Origin of the sequence: Paenibacillus sp. LBL (assembly GCF_029893715.1) — a bacterium.
GTDB lineage: Bacteria > Bacillota > Bacilli > Paenibacillales > Paenibacillaceae > Paenibacillus_AQ > Paenibacillus_AQ glucanolyticus.
On the sequence record NZ_JARXYU010000001.1, the window covers coordinates 433,287 to 449,341 of the forward strand.

The 16,055-nt window shown below is 51.5% G+C and carries 12 protein-coding genes; 5 read left to right on the forward strand and 7 right to left on the reverse strand.

Annotation, left to right across the window (positions count from 1 at the left end; translation table 11 throughout):
* The first annotated feature begins 37 nt into the window (after positions 1–37).
* A complete protein-coding gene (locus M2277_RS02140) occupies positions 38–844 on the forward strand; it encodes a lipase family protein (RefSeq protein WP_280754033.1) in 807 nt (268 codons plus the stop codon).
* 105 nt (positions 845–949) lie between these two features.
* Here the strand turns inward: M2277_RS02140 and M2277_RS02145 are convergent, their stop codons facing one another.
* The 7 genes from M2277_RS02145 to M2277_RS02175 form a co-directional block, all read right to left on the reverse strand.
* Positions 950–1,789: a PIG-L deacetylase family protein gene (locus M2277_RS02145; protein WP_280754034.1), complete on the reverse strand. Its 840-nt coding sequence runs from the start codon at positions 1,787–1,789 to the stop codon at positions 950–952.
* Positions 1,790–1,842: 53 nt separating this feature from the next.
* Positions 1,843–2,265: a VOC family protein gene (locus M2277_RS02150; protein ID WP_280754035.1), complete on the reverse strand. Its 423-nt coding sequence runs from the start codon at positions 2,263–2,265 to the stop codon at positions 1,843–1,845.
* A gap of 130 nt (positions 2,266–2,395) precedes the next feature.
* Entirely contained in the window at positions 2,396–2,863 is a 468-nt protein-coding gene (locus M2277_RS02155; protein ID WP_006211607.1) for a DinB family protein, read from the reverse strand.
* Positions 2,864–3,254: 391 nt separating this feature from the next.
* On the reverse strand, positions 3,255–6,377 hold the full coding sequence (locus M2277_RS02160; RefSeq protein ID WP_280754036.1) for a glycoside hydrolase 5 family protein: 3,123 nt from the start codon (positions 6,375–6,377) through the stop codon (positions 3,255–3,257).
* A 3-nt stretch (positions 6,378–6,380) separates the two neighbouring features.
* Complete coding sequence (locus tag M2277_RS02165) at positions 6,381–7,754, reverse strand: alpha-L-fucosidase (RefSeq protein ID WP_280754037.1); 1,374 nt, start codon at positions 7,752–7,754, stop codon at positions 6,381–6,383.
* A gap of 360 nt (positions 7,755–8,114) precedes the next feature.
* Positions 8,115–9,632: a DUF3502 domain-containing protein gene (locus M2277_RS02170; RefSeq protein ID WP_280754038.1), complete on the reverse strand. Its 1,518-nt coding sequence runs from the start codon at positions 9,630–9,632 to the stop codon at positions 8,115–8,117.
* A 234-nt stretch (positions 9,633–9,866) separates the two neighbouring features.
* Positions 9,867–12,143 carry a helix-turn-helix domain-containing protein gene (locus M2277_RS02175; RefSeq protein WP_148246808.1) on the reverse strand — a complete coding sequence of 759 codons (2,277 nt, stop codon included), beginning with the start codon at positions 12,141–12,143 and terminating at the stop codon, positions 9,867–9,869.
* A 478-nt stretch (positions 12,144–12,621) separates the two neighbouring features.
* On the opposite strand from M2277_RS02175, the gene M2277_RS02180 reads away from it, so the two are divergent.
* The 4 genes from M2277_RS02180 (at position 12,622) to M2277_RS02195 (ending at position 16,011) form a co-directional block, all read left to right on the forward strand.
* Positions 12,622–13,548, forward strand: a complete 927-nt coding sequence (locus M2277_RS02180) for an ABC transporter permease (protein ID WP_006211613.1) — start codon at positions 12,622–12,624, stop codon at positions 13,546–13,548.
* A 36-nt stretch (positions 13,549–13,584) separates the two neighbouring features.
* Entirely contained in the window at positions 13,585–14,463 is an 879-nt protein-coding gene (locus M2277_RS02185; RefSeq protein ID WP_006211614.1) for a carbohydrate ABC transporter permease, read from the forward strand.
* A 290-nt stretch (positions 14,464–14,753) separates the two neighbouring features.
* A complete protein-coding gene (locus M2277_RS02190; protein WP_036641691.1) occupies positions 14,754–15,299 on the forward strand; it encodes an RNA polymerase sigma factor in 546 nt (181 codons plus the stop codon).
* Positions 15,286–16,011 (forward strand): hypothetical protein, encoded by a 726-nt coding sequence (locus tag M2277_RS02195; protein WP_036641690.1) that lies wholly within the window; start codon positions 15,286–15,288, stop codon positions 16,009–16,011. The genes M2277_RS02190 and M2277_RS02195 overlap by 14 nt, the downstream gene beginning before the upstream one ends.
* Positions 16,012–16,055 lie beyond the last annotated feature (44 nt).

Consider the following 16,055-nt stretch of genomic DNA (forward strand, 5'->3'; position numbering starts at 1 on the left):
CTAATATAGTGTAGGAGAACAGAAGGGCGGGATATGCATGGGTACAAGCATGGAACAAGAACAGTGGGCCATTTTCCTGGCAGCCATCTGTGGACAGACCTATACACAATTCACCAATACGGATGGCTCATTTGTCCTGCCGCTGCGTTACTCGCTCCACGACACCATTGAAGCGAACTCCTTAATCGGCGTGGCGGAACGCTTCGGGTTTATCCTTGAATCTCCGGATGAGATTATTATTGCCTTTCGGGGGACTCTCTCCACAACAGATTGGATCTCAGATGCCATCGCTTCCCAAAAAAACTTCAAATATATTAAAGAGCCCTCTCTCACGCATCGCGGCTTCACCAACATCTACGCCTCCACCCGAGGCCAGATTATGTCCGCGCTTAACAGGCTGCCTCATGACAAGACCTTGTATATCACAGGCCACAGTCTTGGCGGAGCACTTGCGACGCTGTGTGCTGTAGATATTGCCGCCAACACGGACCACACTACCCCCTATGTGTTTACATATGGGTCACCCCGTGTAGGCGATCCCGATTTTGCTATGGCCTATACGAAGTACGTTCGGAGCAGCTTCCGCATCGCCAACCTGTTCGACGTTGTGACACATGCACCCCCGCATATCTACAAGGTGCCAAAACGGGAAAAAAAATATTATTACAGTCATGTCCACACCCACAACCCGCTCAACTTCCAGAATGGTTCGGTTAGCGCCAATCATGTAATTGGAAGTTATTTTGCTGAACTAACCAAACTCCAACCGCAATTTGCCGAGCTCTTATGTTCGACGAACCCCGGGTTTTGTCCTGCTGTAGAAACACCTATAGAAAAAGTCTAGTAGAGATGGCCAAATGCATATGTTGGATTGCTCGATCATAAAAGAAAGCGGATTTCCTTTGAGAGGAATCCGCTCTTTTGTATGTCTTAATTATCTTGAATTAGATCACACGCGTGCACTCGTTGTTAACATAGGAAACAAGGTCTTCATTTCATCTTCATTCGGTCTTCTGCCATAATTCGCGATTTCGAACGGCTCTGCATATCGAACGCTTGCTGCGTAATCTTGACCATACAGCTTCGAAAGCGTTGGCAGCACTTCATCGGACACACGCAGGAAACGATCCCAATACTTCAGAATGAACGTCCGCTTCTCTTCCCAATTATCTGGTACTTCATGCAAGAAATCGCCTTGCCATGGAGCAAATTCATAGAATTGGGAAGCATGCGCGTCACAGGCCCGCAATTTCTTCTCGATCACGCTTCCCGCATCAATGACGATATCCGGTGAATAGGCTGCCCTTGCCGCATAGTCCGGCATCAGCAAGAATATCGGGGATTTCTTCAAGGACGGCACTTCCGGTACCGCATTGGGCACCTTTGCCACAAAATCTGCCGCATCCCGTACGATTTTCCCTGCGTTGCGGTTGTCCACATGACCCGGCCCATCCGGATGGAAGGTAATGACGATATCCGCCTCCCAGCCCCGAATTTGACGAATCACTTCCTTGCGTACTTCCGGTGTCGGCATCAACTCCCCATCCGGAATGGGCAGTACGACATATTCCAGGACGCCAAGATGCTTCGCCGCTTCATCCGCTTCTTGTTTGCGGCGAGCGATTAGTTCTTCTCCGCACATCTCATGATGACCGCAGCATCCATCCGTTAACGTAACAAACTTCACCCTGTGGCCCATTTCTGCATATAAAGCCGAAATGGCCCCCGCGTAAATTTCAGGCTCATCCGGGTGAGCTGCAATGACAATCACATTCAGAATGTTGGACATGCTGTGAGTCCCCTCCTGTACGTTTCTTAGACATACAATCTATGTATTTTGGCTTACTTCATCCGTTTCATCAATGGATGATTCTCTTTCAGATCCAGCAAATCCCACAGATTCCCGTATAAATCCTTGAACACAGCCACCATGCCGTAATCCTGCTCTTTGGGTTCTCTCACAAACTCGATACCTCTCGATACCATTTCATGATAATCTCTCCAAAAATCATCCGTATTCAAGAACAGGAATACTCTGCCTCCAGACTGATTTCCGATAAAAGGCTCTTGTTCAGGCTTGGACGCTTTGGCAAGCAATATCGTAGTGCCAACTGACCCAGGAGGAGCTACGACCACCCAGCGTTTGTCTTGTTCAGGCTGATAGGTATCTTCAACCAAGGTAAAGTTCAGCTTCCCGGTGTAAAAGGCTATGGCCTCATCATAATCCTTCACGACCAATGCGATATGGACAATCGATTGAATCATGTTAACCATCCTTTCAATTCCATCATACTTCAACTATATTAACATAACATTCAGGTCCTGCTTGAACGCCAGCCACATAAAAGTCTGTCATGTAACAGGGAGTCCCTTTATTTAGACTGTAATAATGGAATTACGCCCTCGCCCATAAAAAGGCAATGTAATCCGTTAATATCCCCTTATGTCCCAAATGCCGAAGAATCGTGGTGATATTGCCTCTATGGTAGGTTCCATGGTTTACGACCTGTTGAACAATCTCCGAAATCGAATTCTGATGCTTGTTATACGTCACGTGCTTTCCCATATCGTGAACCGATGCCAAGTATTCGCGGTTCTGTGTCTGGGTCTGGCTCATATAATGACGAGCTGCCTCAATGCTAGCAAATGATTTCGAGACTAGGGCAGGAGAAACTTCTTCCTTGATCCGGGCAAACCAAACTTCATCCGCGGCTGCAAGATGGCCGACAACTTCCGCAATGGATTTGAAGCCTACATTCACTTCTTGAAAGAACACGTCGTCCGGCAATGTTTGAAGATGTTCCAATACTCTATCATTCGCCCAAACGTTATAGTCGTATAATTGAAGGAATTGTTCGTTCATTCATATCACTCCTCGCTTATTCCTGATATCGACCGCTCAGCAATTTACGATGCAGATAACAACACTCGATTCCGTCTAATAAACCCGAATTTTCCTTCGATATGAGCATGGAACCGCCCGTATAAGCGTATTCTCCATGGGTTCCGGAAATCCTTTTTGTGATCGTTCAGCACTTCAGCTGACCGATTTCCCTTCCACCGTCACCCGCAAAACCACAGTGGGGGTTGCCCTATGATATGTTCCCCGATACGAAAAAAGAGGCTTCTCGATCTGATTCATCAGCCGAGAAAACCTCCCTCAACGTGTCCTTCAGTAAAGCTGCATCACCGCGCAGTACCTAAGTCGAATTCCATCGAGCCCTCTTCCTGCCTGTTGAGGAAGGGCGTACGACTCAAGGTCTGGACGATGGGCTCTGCCAAATATGAACCTCCTCCGGCCGGTATACCGTTCGCACCTGTCCCTCCGCATCGGTCATGAACATGACCGTTCGCTCCCGTTCCAACACGAAGGCGTAACCCGTCCCGGAAACCGGGTCTCTTACTTCGATTTCTGCGCTTGCCGCGTGCTCGGAGACAAAGACATAGAGGCTTCCTTGTCCGAATGCCAGCTTGCGGCCATATATCCCCGGGAGTTCGCCCCCCTTCAGCCATTCCAGCTCGGGCAAAATGGCCGCGGAGCGAAGGGCTTCCGCATACAGAGCCTGGATCGGTTCCCAGCGCTCATTCATTTCAACCGGGAGCGGACACCAGATAAATCGTCCCTTGCCCAAGGTTACCGTGAAGGGCTCCAGCGCTCCATCCAACCGACTCAGCGGACGATCCACTGCCAGCGCATTGATCTTCCGCTCACCATATGAAACGGCAAACCGCTCACCCGCCAGCTCCAGCATTTCTTCCCGAAGCACGTTGGCCTGGACGGTCTCGCCGATCTCTGCCTGCAGGCGGTGCAGTGCCTCCCCCCAATAAGCATCGGTGCGCAGCGGTCCGGTCCACAGGACGGTACTGCCCTCCCTTGCCAGCTCAAGGAGCATGGCAAACGCTTCATCGTCGAAGTTGTGCGCGCTTGGCACGATGATGAGCTTGGCCGGATAGCGCTTCAGGTCTGCCAACTGGTATTCGCCGATACCGCGTGGATGGACATTCATCCCGAACGTTAGCGTGCGCATGGCCCTCGTTGTCGCTTCGTATGCCAGCTTCCTGCTGGAAAAATCATTCGAGTACGGGTAAACGACGACGAGATCTTCAAGCTGCCGCTCATCGTCAAACAGGACGGATGCTTCCTTCATGAAGCTGCCGAAGTCATAGGACACATCGGCCTCGGGCTTCTGCGTTCCATCCGCCCGAAGCGCCCCGATATTGGATTCATTGGCGTTATCCATGAAGTAATTAATATTCCATATCCACTGCACGGCCCCCGCGCCTCCGGTCGAAAACGCATAGGCATACTTGCGTTCCAGGATGCTGCGCAGCTCCTCCTCCGTCCGCTTGGCGATGCCGTCCGGACGCTGCACGTGCATGATGCCGGTCTCCTGGACCAGATTTGGCTTGTCCGGCGTCTTGGTAAAGATGCCGTCCCACGCCAGGTGATCGTTCTGCCACCAGGAGTGGACCGTAGTGTAATCAACGACAGGGCCGTAGAACGACGGCGACGGGCGCTGGGAGCAGATGCCTTCATCCTGCCCGACCGTCACCAGCTGACGGGGATCGGAGCGGCGAATAGTGCCGATGAGCTCAGATGCCCACCGGTTGTGCATATCCATGGTAAACAGCGTGAAGTCAAGCCACGGCCCCCACTTCTTCGGCTGCAGCACGCTGTTGAACAGCTTATCGTCAGGACTCGGCGTCGGTGCGGAGTCGAATGACGGTAGTTCACCCGGCGTCATGTTCCAGCGCTCCTGAAGCAGCGAGAGATCATTCCCATGGCGCTGCCGCAGCCACTCGGACCAGGCTTGTCGTTCGAACCGGTCCCCTATCGATACCGGCCCCTCGAAGATCCGCTTCGGATCGAACAGCGAAGGCTCATTGATCAAGTCCCAATGCACGTTGGTCGTTCCCCTGTGACGCCCTACGATAGAAGCAATGAAGCGTTTCTGTGCTTCCACCGATCGCGGATCCAGATACGGATTCACGCCTTCCCAAGCCTCTGGAGCGAAGGAGAAGAAGGTAAATGTCACTTCCAGCTCATGTCGCTTGGCGGTCAGAATAAAGGCATCGATCGCCCGCATCACGTCCTCAGTCGCATGGCCGTCGGCAAACATGATCATTCGGTATCCTGTCCAAATGCCTGTCCGGATCAGATTGATCCCTGCCCTCTTCATCTCCGCCATATCCGCATCCCACCGCTGAACGTTTGGCAGATGGAGAAATTTCCGCGCGACGTCGGAGGTCATATATGTCATCCCAACGATCGGAACAGATCGGCCTCCGCGGCGGAAGTAATCGCGCCCGCATTCCAGCCTTTCCCCAGCTTGCAGCAGAGGACGGTCAACACCCCAGACCGCTTGGGTCAGGCAGCGACGCTCCCCGGACTCGGACTCGGCTTCGCACACGATCCGGTACAGGCCCGCTTCCAGCCTTACCGGCACAGACAAGTGAAGCTGCTGCAGATCCCGCTGCTCCATACCGGCTTCCGACCTCGCGTGCCCGGTCCAGACAATCTCTCCGTTGTCTTTCTTCATGACGCAAACCGCAAAATGCCAGCGTGATGCCGGGACGGACGTTCTGGACAGAGCCTGAAGCTGAACCGTCAATCGCATCTCCTCGCCCGGCTCGTAGGAAGCATAATTCGGCTTCAGCCACAGCTCCGTAACGCCCATTCCAGCGTATTCGGCCAAATCTTTCAGAACGTCAAGCCCTTCCGTCTCCCAGAACGAAGCCCGCAGCTGCTGGTTGATCAGAATCCAGCGCCCGCCTGCGAAATCACCTTTATGCTGCTCTAACATGACAATCGGAGCAGACCGCTCGCGCTGATCTCGATCCACACCTGTCAGCAGCGGTGAGATAACGGCGTCCATCGGACCGCCTGCCCCCATCTCGGACGGAATATCACTTGCTTTGGTCGGATGCAGCGTCAAGCCCCAGGTCGGCTCGATGCCGAACAGATCCCCGCGCCCCTGCAGGATTGGATACTCGGCGGAGGTCTTCAGCCCCTGGACGCGCGACACATCGACCTTCAGCACATCGTGGATATCCATTCGCTGATGATAAGCCAACTGTTCGCGTTCGATATGCCAGGCTCCGTCCAGCTCTCGAACAGGTCTGCGGAAAGGCACACCACCCGCATGCACTAAACCTCCACCGGTCTTCAGATATGCCTCGATGGTCGTCCATGCCGCTTTCGGAAAGTACGGTCCATGCAGATGCAGGAGCACGTCCCAGCCGCCTTCCGCCAGCCGCTCTCCTACAGCCGCAACATCAGCAACCTCCCCCCATCCTCGCAATTGTTCCAGCGCCTTCTCGGACGGGCGCTCGCCTTCATAAGGAAAATGTTCATCGTAAAATACCAGCGTTCTCATGGACTACTCCTTTCTCGCTCTAGGCTGACCATCGACATAAACGGATGTCCCTCGCTTCCTGGCCCAGTCGGCGATTCGGGAAGGATCACCGGTCCAGAGGCGCTCCAAGCCCCATTGATTGGTCTGCGGCCGGCTCTCGCATTCGATACGGATAACCGGGAACAACTCGGTCGGACGTTCCCGCGGCAGCCCTTCGATATACAGCACATCGTCCTCCTGCCGGAACGACAACTCCTGTCCCGTCGTCAGCAGCGTAACCCGGGATACCGGTGTCACCAAATCCGCCAGCCTCAGCATCGGACGGCCGTCCCAGAAACGGATAATGAGAAACAGCTGGTTGCCTTTCAGCGTCTGCCGCCCGTAGGAAATGAACTCTGTAAGGTTCCCGCCGTCGGAGCCGTAGATGGCCTCCCCGTGAACGTCCAGCCATTCGCCGATCTTCAGCGCACGCTCAACGAATGCCGGAGGAAGCTGTCCGTCAGGCTGCGGCCCAACATTAAGCAGCAAATTCCCTCCAGCAGCTCCGCCTTTCTCCGCGCATTCGCACAGCATGTCGAGCAGGACATCGGCAGGACGCCATCGTTCGCCGTTCGTGTAACCCCACAGCCGCCACGTTGTCACCTGGTTGGATTCCCACAGACGCTTCTGATCCGGGACGATGACATGCTCCGGGGAGCCGAAGTCGCCTAGCACCTCCGAATCACCCGATCCGCCGCCACCGTCCGCATGCAGCTTCTCCTCCTCGGACAGACCGAGGCGGTTGTTGACCAGAATATCCGGCTGAATCGACTTCATCCGCTCGACCAGCTTGATGCTCTCAAGGTCCTCCGCCGTTCGCGGCCAGACCCCGTCAAAAAAGAAATGATCGATGCGCCCGTATTTCGTGACCAGCTCCTCTACCTGGGCATGCAAATACCGCTTCATCGTTTCCCAGCCCTCCGGATCCTTCTCCGGTCCGTCGAAGTAAGCCGGGATGCGCCAATCGATCCAGGAATAATACAAGCCGACCCGAAGTCCCTGGGCACGGAATGCATCGGTGAATTCGCGGACCAGATCCCTGCCCGGCGCCTGCTTCGCGCTCGAATAATCCGTCGTCTCCGTGTCCCACAAGCAGTATCCGTCATGGTGACGAGTCGTCAAGCAGGCATATTTCATACCCGCCTTGCGTGCCGTGTACGCCCACAGCTCGGCGTCAAAAAATTCCGGATTCCACTCGCAGGCTTTCCTTACGTATTCCGCCTGGTCCAAATGCTCCCGGAACAGAACCTGCTCGCCTCGCCCATATTGGGCATAAGGTCCGAAATGAATAAACATGCCGTACCGGCTTTCCGTAAACCATTGCCAGCCCTTCCGGATGGCTTGTGCTTGCTTGGTCATGAACAACGTCCTCCTTATGCTGCCCCAGCTCTTGTTATGCGGACAGCCCCGATCGTAATTGTCGTCTATTTGTCCTGCGAGAAGCCTCCAGGCTTCGTCTGACCTTTACTCTAGCTCGGGAATTCCTGTCTTGAACACTTTACTTTTGAGAGAAAACTTTGAAATACGCCAATATCGGGAAATTGAAGCTATGGGGCGGGGCTGCGGGTAACGTCTGAACACCTGCTTCCGCCAAGCCTCCCCTCGCAGCCTGCTTTATGATTGGTTTATGCACAAAAAAAGCAATCCCTCTCCGGCACTAAGGCCGGGGCAGGGATTGCCCGGTTATATGATGTTGCACTGCGCCTATTGCGACTGTATTTACGATTGACCGGCTCTCCACTCATCGAATTGCCGTTTATATTCCGCCACGACCTCATTGAGACCGGCTGACTTCATCGCAGCCAGCATTTTATCGTAGGCATCCTCGTATTTCACGACCCCGTGCATCACAGGATAGACGCTGGTCTTCAACTCGGCAATACAATTCGCGTACTGGGAAGCGACGTTTGTCGGGTCGAAGGTGAAACCGATCGTGATGCTATTTACGGCATCGTCGGAAATCGATGTCCGCCGCTCCAGTCGTGCAGGATCCGTATTTGTTGGATAACGATTCATCTCCACATGACCGAGCAGCCAGTACGGAAGCTCATAAGCTGGGGAACCGTTCTCGTTCTTCGCAAGATAATCCTTCGTATTCTTTCCGGTATCCTTCCAATGCACATCCTTCACACCGCTTTGGACAAGGTCCATGTTCTCCTGGCTGCTGTACACCCAGTTCAAGAATTGAACACCGGCCTCCGGGTGCGGAGACGTAGCCGAGATTCCGTTGGAATTGCGGATCGCGTAGGATCTGAATTTCGGCTGTTCAGCCAAATAATAAATATCCAGCTTGGCTTCCGGAAACGACTGACGGATCGTGTCGCTCACGCCAACGTCTCCCGGACGATACAGATAACGTCCGACCAGCTCCTCCTGGTTAATAACCTCCGATGGTGTCGTGAGCAGATCGCTCATGATCAGTCCACGCTGGTACGCCTCATTCATGAACTGCACGTCTTTTTTGAATTCCTCGGTCTCAAACCAGGACTTCACATTCCCCTGCTGATCGATGTAGATCATGTTGTCCGCCACCGTAAAAGGATACGTGTCGTACGTTGTATGCAGGAAGTAGGCAGGCTCCTCCAGCATTTTGATATACACGTTCTTGTTGTCCTGCGGCCAGTTCTTCTGCAGCGTCTCCGCCGCATCCAGCAGCTCCTCCGGGGATGTTGGAGCCTGCAAACCATTCGCTTCGAGCAGATCGGTCCGAATCGTGAACATGCCGTCATTATAAGCGGTATCCGCCCAGAAGTTCGGCACGTAAGTAATCTTGCCGTTTATTTTGGACGATTCCCAGATCCAGTCCGGCATGGAAGCTTTCAGCTCGCTGCCGTATTGATCCAGCAGATCGTCGATCGGAATGATCCCGCCGCTGCCGGCAAGAACCGTCGGTCCTTTTGTATCATGCATGATCGCGATCAGCTCAAATTCCTCGCCCGTCGACATCATAAGATTGGTCTTCTGATCCCATACGTCCCACGCGATGTATGTCGGTTCATACGTGAGGTTCAGGCCATCGGCCTCAAGCTTCTCGTTAATCGCTTGGACCGCTGCTTCCAAACCCTGCGGCGCGGAGCCCGGAAGCAAATACCGGACCGGGAGCTTATCCCCGCCGCCGTTCTCTCCGCTCGCCGATCCGCTCTCGCCGCCGGAATCGCCTCCACCGGAACAGCCCGCGATCACAGAAACCATAAATATTGCGGCCAACCATAGTGCTAGCGCTTTCCTTTTTTTCATGCGTGTCTCCCCCTGACTTCATTTGGTTTTGTCATGCTGTAATTCCTATCATGCTGTACGATTCCTATCTTAAGGAGACATCAGGGATGGCGTATACTTCAAAATCATGGTTTTCGCCATTTTAAAACGCTTTAAACGGCTGTCAGGAAGCCTTCTTTGATCACGAATCAGATCAGGAAGTAATCTCGGCGTCGAACAAAATCCGAATTGTTGAACCCGCATCTTAGCTGCCCCTCACTGCGCCTTTTTCGTCTCGATTGCATGCTGGCTTCGGAACTGTGCCGGCGAGATCTGATAGTGCTTCTTAAACAGCGTATAGAAATAGGTTGTATTCAGAATGCCTACCTGTTCGCTGATCGATTGAACCGAATCCTCGGTGCTGGCGAGCAGTTCCCTCGCCTTCTCCAGTCGGACGGCATTCAGGTAATCGTTAAACGACAGCTCGCAATGCGCCTTAAACAGCTTGCCGACATAGCTCCGGGACAGCTTCACCTCGCCCGCAACCTGCTCGAGCGACATATCCGGCCTCGCGTAATGCTTGCGTACGTACATCTGGATAAAATCCACCACCTCCGCATGCCGAACCGCACCCGATTCCTCGGAGAGGCTGCAGAGCTGCAGAGCGAGTTCCTTCAAGGCATCCGCGGTTTCCTGAAGCGTCTGGAAGCGCGTAATCCGACGCGTGAAACCGAGGAAGAGGTCTGCGCTTTCCCTATTTTTCACCGTGTGTACATTGAGCTGCTTGTACAGGCCCCCAATGAATTGATTGATGAAAAACATAACTTCATGGTAATTGTAATCGCGAATCTCCTTGATCCACTGATCGATTTCCTTCTCCAGTTTATCGCTCTGCTGCAGTTTGATGGCATCGATGATACGCTTCTCACGCTTGTCCGGATACTGCGCTTCGGAAGGCTCGGTCACGGCGATAATGACCGGATCGGCCTGGAACAGCCTGCCCTTGCCTTCGAAGAAGCGCTGCCGGAAGCAGGACTGCGCACAATCGAACGATTCACGCAGCTCCTCGTACGTCTGCGCAGCGGTTCCGATACCGACGGTAACGGACACGCGGAGCGTGCGGAGAATCTCACCCTGGAGCTCCTCCAACATGCCTAATACATGAAGCGGGGGACGGCTCTGCTTCATAGGGAGAAGGATCGCTACCGTCCCATCCCCCACGGCCGCCACGCTGGCTCCCTCCGGCTCCAGCATGTGCTGGGCTGCCCGGGCTACAGCTGCGCATGCATACGATTGCAGCTCCTCGTCCTCACCGCCGGGCGATCCGTCCTCGCTATCGAGTAGAAGAGCTACTGCCAGAAAGTAAGGCCCCTTGCCTTCTCCGGCCAGACGGCGGAATGCCGTCTCGTCGCCGCCCTTGAGCAGCTGCAGCACATGGGCCTGACGCGCGACTGAAGCCTCGGACTCCATCGATCGCATTTTCTCGGTCATCTCGGCGTAAGTCATGTCCAATATGGCGAATTCGTTGATCTGCCGCCGATCCTTCACTTTCGGAATGGCGCTCATCTTCTCCAGCAGGTGGCGGATCGGGTTGTAAGCATGATGCGTAAGCCAAATCGAGAGGAACATGCTGACGGCGAAGCATGCCAGAGCAAGAACCAGCGCTGACGTCCGCAGGGCCTGCATGTTGAACAGCAGATTTTGATACTGGCTTACGCTGATAAACGTCCAGTTCATATCCTTGGACTTGACGTAAGTGACGAGACTCTTGCGTCCGTCAATGGAGCGGGTGAAATAACCGCTCTCCTTGTCCGATGCCAGAATCGACTGGACGTAGGATTCCTGCGAAATATCCTCCATGAACCGGGATCGATCCGAATGGGTAATGATGGTCCCCTTGTCATCGATGACGTGCAGTGAATCCACCGCTTCGTTGCGATAACCCCCGATAAGATCCTGAATAGTGTCGGTACTCATGTTGATCACGATTGCGCCTTTGGAGCTTAGCGGCGAATAATAGCTCGGCAGGAGGACGAAGGTAAGGACATCTTCGCTCCGGTTCGCCGAAGTAGCGGAAGAGATCCTGCGCGGGAACAGGTGGAAATAGGATGTGTTCTTGCGGTTGATCTCCTCCAGCAATGCCTTCTCCTGATCCTTGGTAATCCCTTTTGTATTCAGATATGTGTTATTCGAGCCATTATAAATTCCGATTGAATGGATGAACGGATACGTGGACTGAATTCGGTTAAGGGTGCCAAACACCCCATACTGCTTCACCGGATCGGTCTCTTTGTCCAACAGGACGCCCACGATCTCCTTGTCGCTGAGCAGAAGATTGCCTACGTTATAAACCTGATCACGGATTACGCTCGATACGGCGCTGTTCTGCTTCAGCATCGACTCGGATATTTTTCCTACCTCCTTCGCGGTGCTCCAGGAGAACATCATGAACAGGACAACGGTTACGAGGGCAATCATGGCTGCCGTAAGCAAAATAAAGCTGAGAAACATATTTCGGTAGACTGCATAACGGAATAATCGCTGCCGGATCATTTTCTCCCTCCTTGCCATCTGGTTGTTATAAGTTAAAATGAAATTCTCGGAGTTACAAAATTTCCCATCACCCATGAACATTACTAACATTATATGTAGTCTATATGTTAATTTAATCATGTTTTCTAGCAATTCGAATACTTGGACCGGATTATTGGTTTACTCTCATCTTACATTTGCTTAGGACATTCATCAATATGAAAACGCATTCTTTATTTTGATCCCCAGGCTATTCTTTAGGAGCATCATTAGCCAGAACCCTTACAGTATAAGGGGTTTTCGGGATTATTCAATCCGGACGACGCTGTGCTGAACACTCAAATTTGAAGTTTTTGCCGTTTTTTAAAGCAGCCTTATCTCCCTTCAATCCGCCCAAACTCCATTTTCATAGTTTACTGCACACGGCAACTCTCTTTACACTCGAATCAGAACCGCTGAAGCTTGCAGCCCCCATCACAAACGAAAGGACGTGCTACCTGTGAAAAAAAACCGCTCCGGCTTCCTGCGCGAAATCCGCTCGAATGGATCCGCCTACCTGCTCGTCGTACCGGCTGCCATCTATACACTGGTCTTCGGTTATTTCACGCTTCCGTACATGCTCATTGCGTTCCAAAAATTCAACTTCAAGACAGGTCTCTTTAATTCCGCCTGGGTCGGCTTTGACAATTTCAAGTTTTTCTTCTCGTCTCCCAGGGCGCTTGAGGTTACGTTCAACACCCTGAAGCTCAATTTTTTATTCATCATGGTTGGCACGCTCGCAGCCATGGCACTGGCCATTCTGTTCAATGAGCTCCGCAGCCGCTGGTTCTCAAGGGTGACCCAATCCACGATATTGTTTCCGCATTTTTTGTCCTGGGTCATCGTCAGCTACATTGTCTACAGCTTGCTGTCTACCGACTACGGCATCCTGAACCGCATCTTGGCGTTCTTCCATGTCGATCCCGTCAACTGGTACGCCTCTCCGCAATACTGGACGTGGATTCTTACGACCGCGGCGGTGTGGAAGGACATCGGAATGAACCTCGTCATCTATCTGGCAGCCATTACGGGAATTGACGACAGTTATTACGAGGCTGGCCGGATCGACGGGGCGAGCCGCTGGCAGCTTATCCGTCATATCACCATACCGCTCATGCTGCCGACCATAACCATCCTGACCCTGCTGGCCTTGGGCAAAATCATGTACGGCAGCTTCGACATGATCTATGCCATCGTGAAGGACAACGGGCTGCTGTATCCCACCGTCGACGTCATTGACACGTATGTGTTCCGTTCTCTCCGCACCATCGGAAATCCGGCTCAAGCGATGGCCGTCGGACTGTATCAATCCGTGGTCGGCTTTATTCTCGTATGGGGCAGCAACAAAATCGTGAAGAAGGTAAATCCGGATCATGCTTTGTTCTAGATGTGCCGGAACCATTCGGAAAGGAGCAAAACTTAGATGACGTCCAGACCTAAATTTTTCGACGCCGTAAACGCCGCCCTGATCGGTATCATCTCCATCCTCTGCATCCTGCCCATGCTGCTCGTGCTTATGGTCTCCTTCACGGATGAAGCCAGCATTAAACAATTCGGGTACCAGCTGTTTCCGAGTGAGCTGTCACTGGATGCGTACAAGCTGCTCCTGTTCGGCAGCACGCCGCTGTACCAGAGTTACATGATCTCGATCTTCGTGACGGTGATTGGCACAATCCTTGCCGTCACGATTACGTCCATGGCCGGATATACGCTGGCCGCCAAGCATATCCGTTACCGCAACGGACTTGGACTGTTCTTTTTCATTACAATGGTGTTTAATACGGGTTTGGTGCCCTGGTATCTGATCAACCTCAATCTCGGTATGAACAACACGATCTGGGCCCTGATCATTCCGTCCTTGGTATTCAACCCGTTCAATCTGTTCCTCGTGCGCAACTACATGTCCCAGATTCCGCCGTCCCTCACGGAGGCAGCCAAAATCGATGGAGCCAGCGATTTCTATATCGCGTTTCGGATCTTCTTCCCGCTGTGCATGCCCGTCCTTGCCACCATCACGCTGTTCTACGGCATCGCCTACTGGAACAACTGGTTTAACGCCATCATGCTGGTGGACAACGAGAAGCTGTATCCCCTGCAATACCTGCTGTTTAAGCTGAACTCCGAGATCAGCATGATCCAGCAGATGCAGAGCAGCGGAGCCATCCTCGGCAGCCAGACGCTCCCTCAGGAATCGGTGAAGATGGCCACCGCCATTCTGACGATTGGCCCGGTGGTGCTGTTCTATCCGTTCCTGCAGCGGTATTTTATTAAAGGCCTGCTGATTGGCTCTGTGAAGGAGTAAGAGCTGCGATTTAACAACTACTTCGTATTCAAGGTTTCATGGCACATAGCCGGGAATCGAGCTGTATGCAAACCAAAAAGGCTTAACCGCGTGCGGTTAGCCTTTTTTTGATGAACAATGGTTGATACATCTCCTCAACGTTAACGAAATTGACCATCGAAATATGCGACCGATCCCTATAAACTCAAGAGTACATGTTGATAGGATTCGATATAAATCAAAATCTACCGAACCAAATCTTGTCTGAGTGTGTATATAAGGTGAAAAACAAACAAAAAGGGGGTGATTTGATGTTACCTGAAATAACACAGGATGAAGCCAAACAGTTATTTACCGAATATTCTATGTATGTTTATCAAACCGCATTGCTGATAACAAGATCGGAAGCGCTTGCTGATGACATTACGCAAGAGACTTTTATCCGAGTGTTCAGAAAGTTTAATACATACGATTCCACTAAGTCGATACAGCCTTGGATTTATAAAATAACGATAAATACGATGCGTAACATGCTTCGCAAGCAAAAATGGTTGAAATTCATCGGTGTCACACCAGAAACGGCTGATGAGGATTTAATTGAAAACAAGATCATACAAAATGAAGAATCTCTGCAACTTTGGAAAGAAATTAACCAGCTATCATTGAAAAGCAAAGAAATCATCGTACTTCATTATTATGCTGAGTTGAAGCTGAGTGAAGTTTCTGAAGCCTTAGGTATACCATTAGGTACTTGCAAATCAAGACTCAATGCAGCTTTAACTACGCTTCGTAAACAGATGCTGGAAAATGAAGTTTTTGAATTTCGCAAAAGGAGAGCTTACCATGAAACAAATTAACCGGTCGGATATTAAGGATGCATTACATACCCATATTGACTCTAAACACGCATCTGTTTTATTCGAGAATATATGGGAAAAATATTCAAACAGAAAATCAGGCGGTCATCCAAATCGTCGTATTTATCGAAAACGAATCATTGTTTTATCTATTCTTGGCTCACTATGCTTTCTTACCCTATCTCAATCCCCAGTACGGGCGTTCATTGAGCAGTTTATAGAGGTTAAATGGATTAAAAACGTGAAAAATGCTGAAATCGGTTATTCATGGGCGAATACTGCAGGTGATGCCCGATCTCTAGTTTTAAACAAGGAGGAGGCAGAGAAGTCGCTTGGAATCTCTATTCCATGGCCTGATCCATTAGATGGGATGTCTGGGCAAAGAGAAATTAGAACTAGAAAAGAGGATGATTCACCTCTTGGGTATGACTATACCATACGTACGAATGACCGCTACTATGAAGTCATAGCTAATTATAAAAACAATAGACAGCCTGAGTTTTACGCACAAACTACTGGTACAGCGCTAGTGAAGGAAATTTCAATTCAAGACGTCACGGCTACATTGATTACTAGTCCAGAGTTCATCCATGTTCCACACCTTTATTTTGAAAAAGGAGATTGGAAAATAGTAGTCACGGTGACTGATTATACAGAAGATGATGTTATGAGCGAACAAGAAATCATAGAATTAGCAGGATCAATTAAATAAAAAAACCAAACTTGAACAAGGGCTGTCATGTATGAATTCAATAG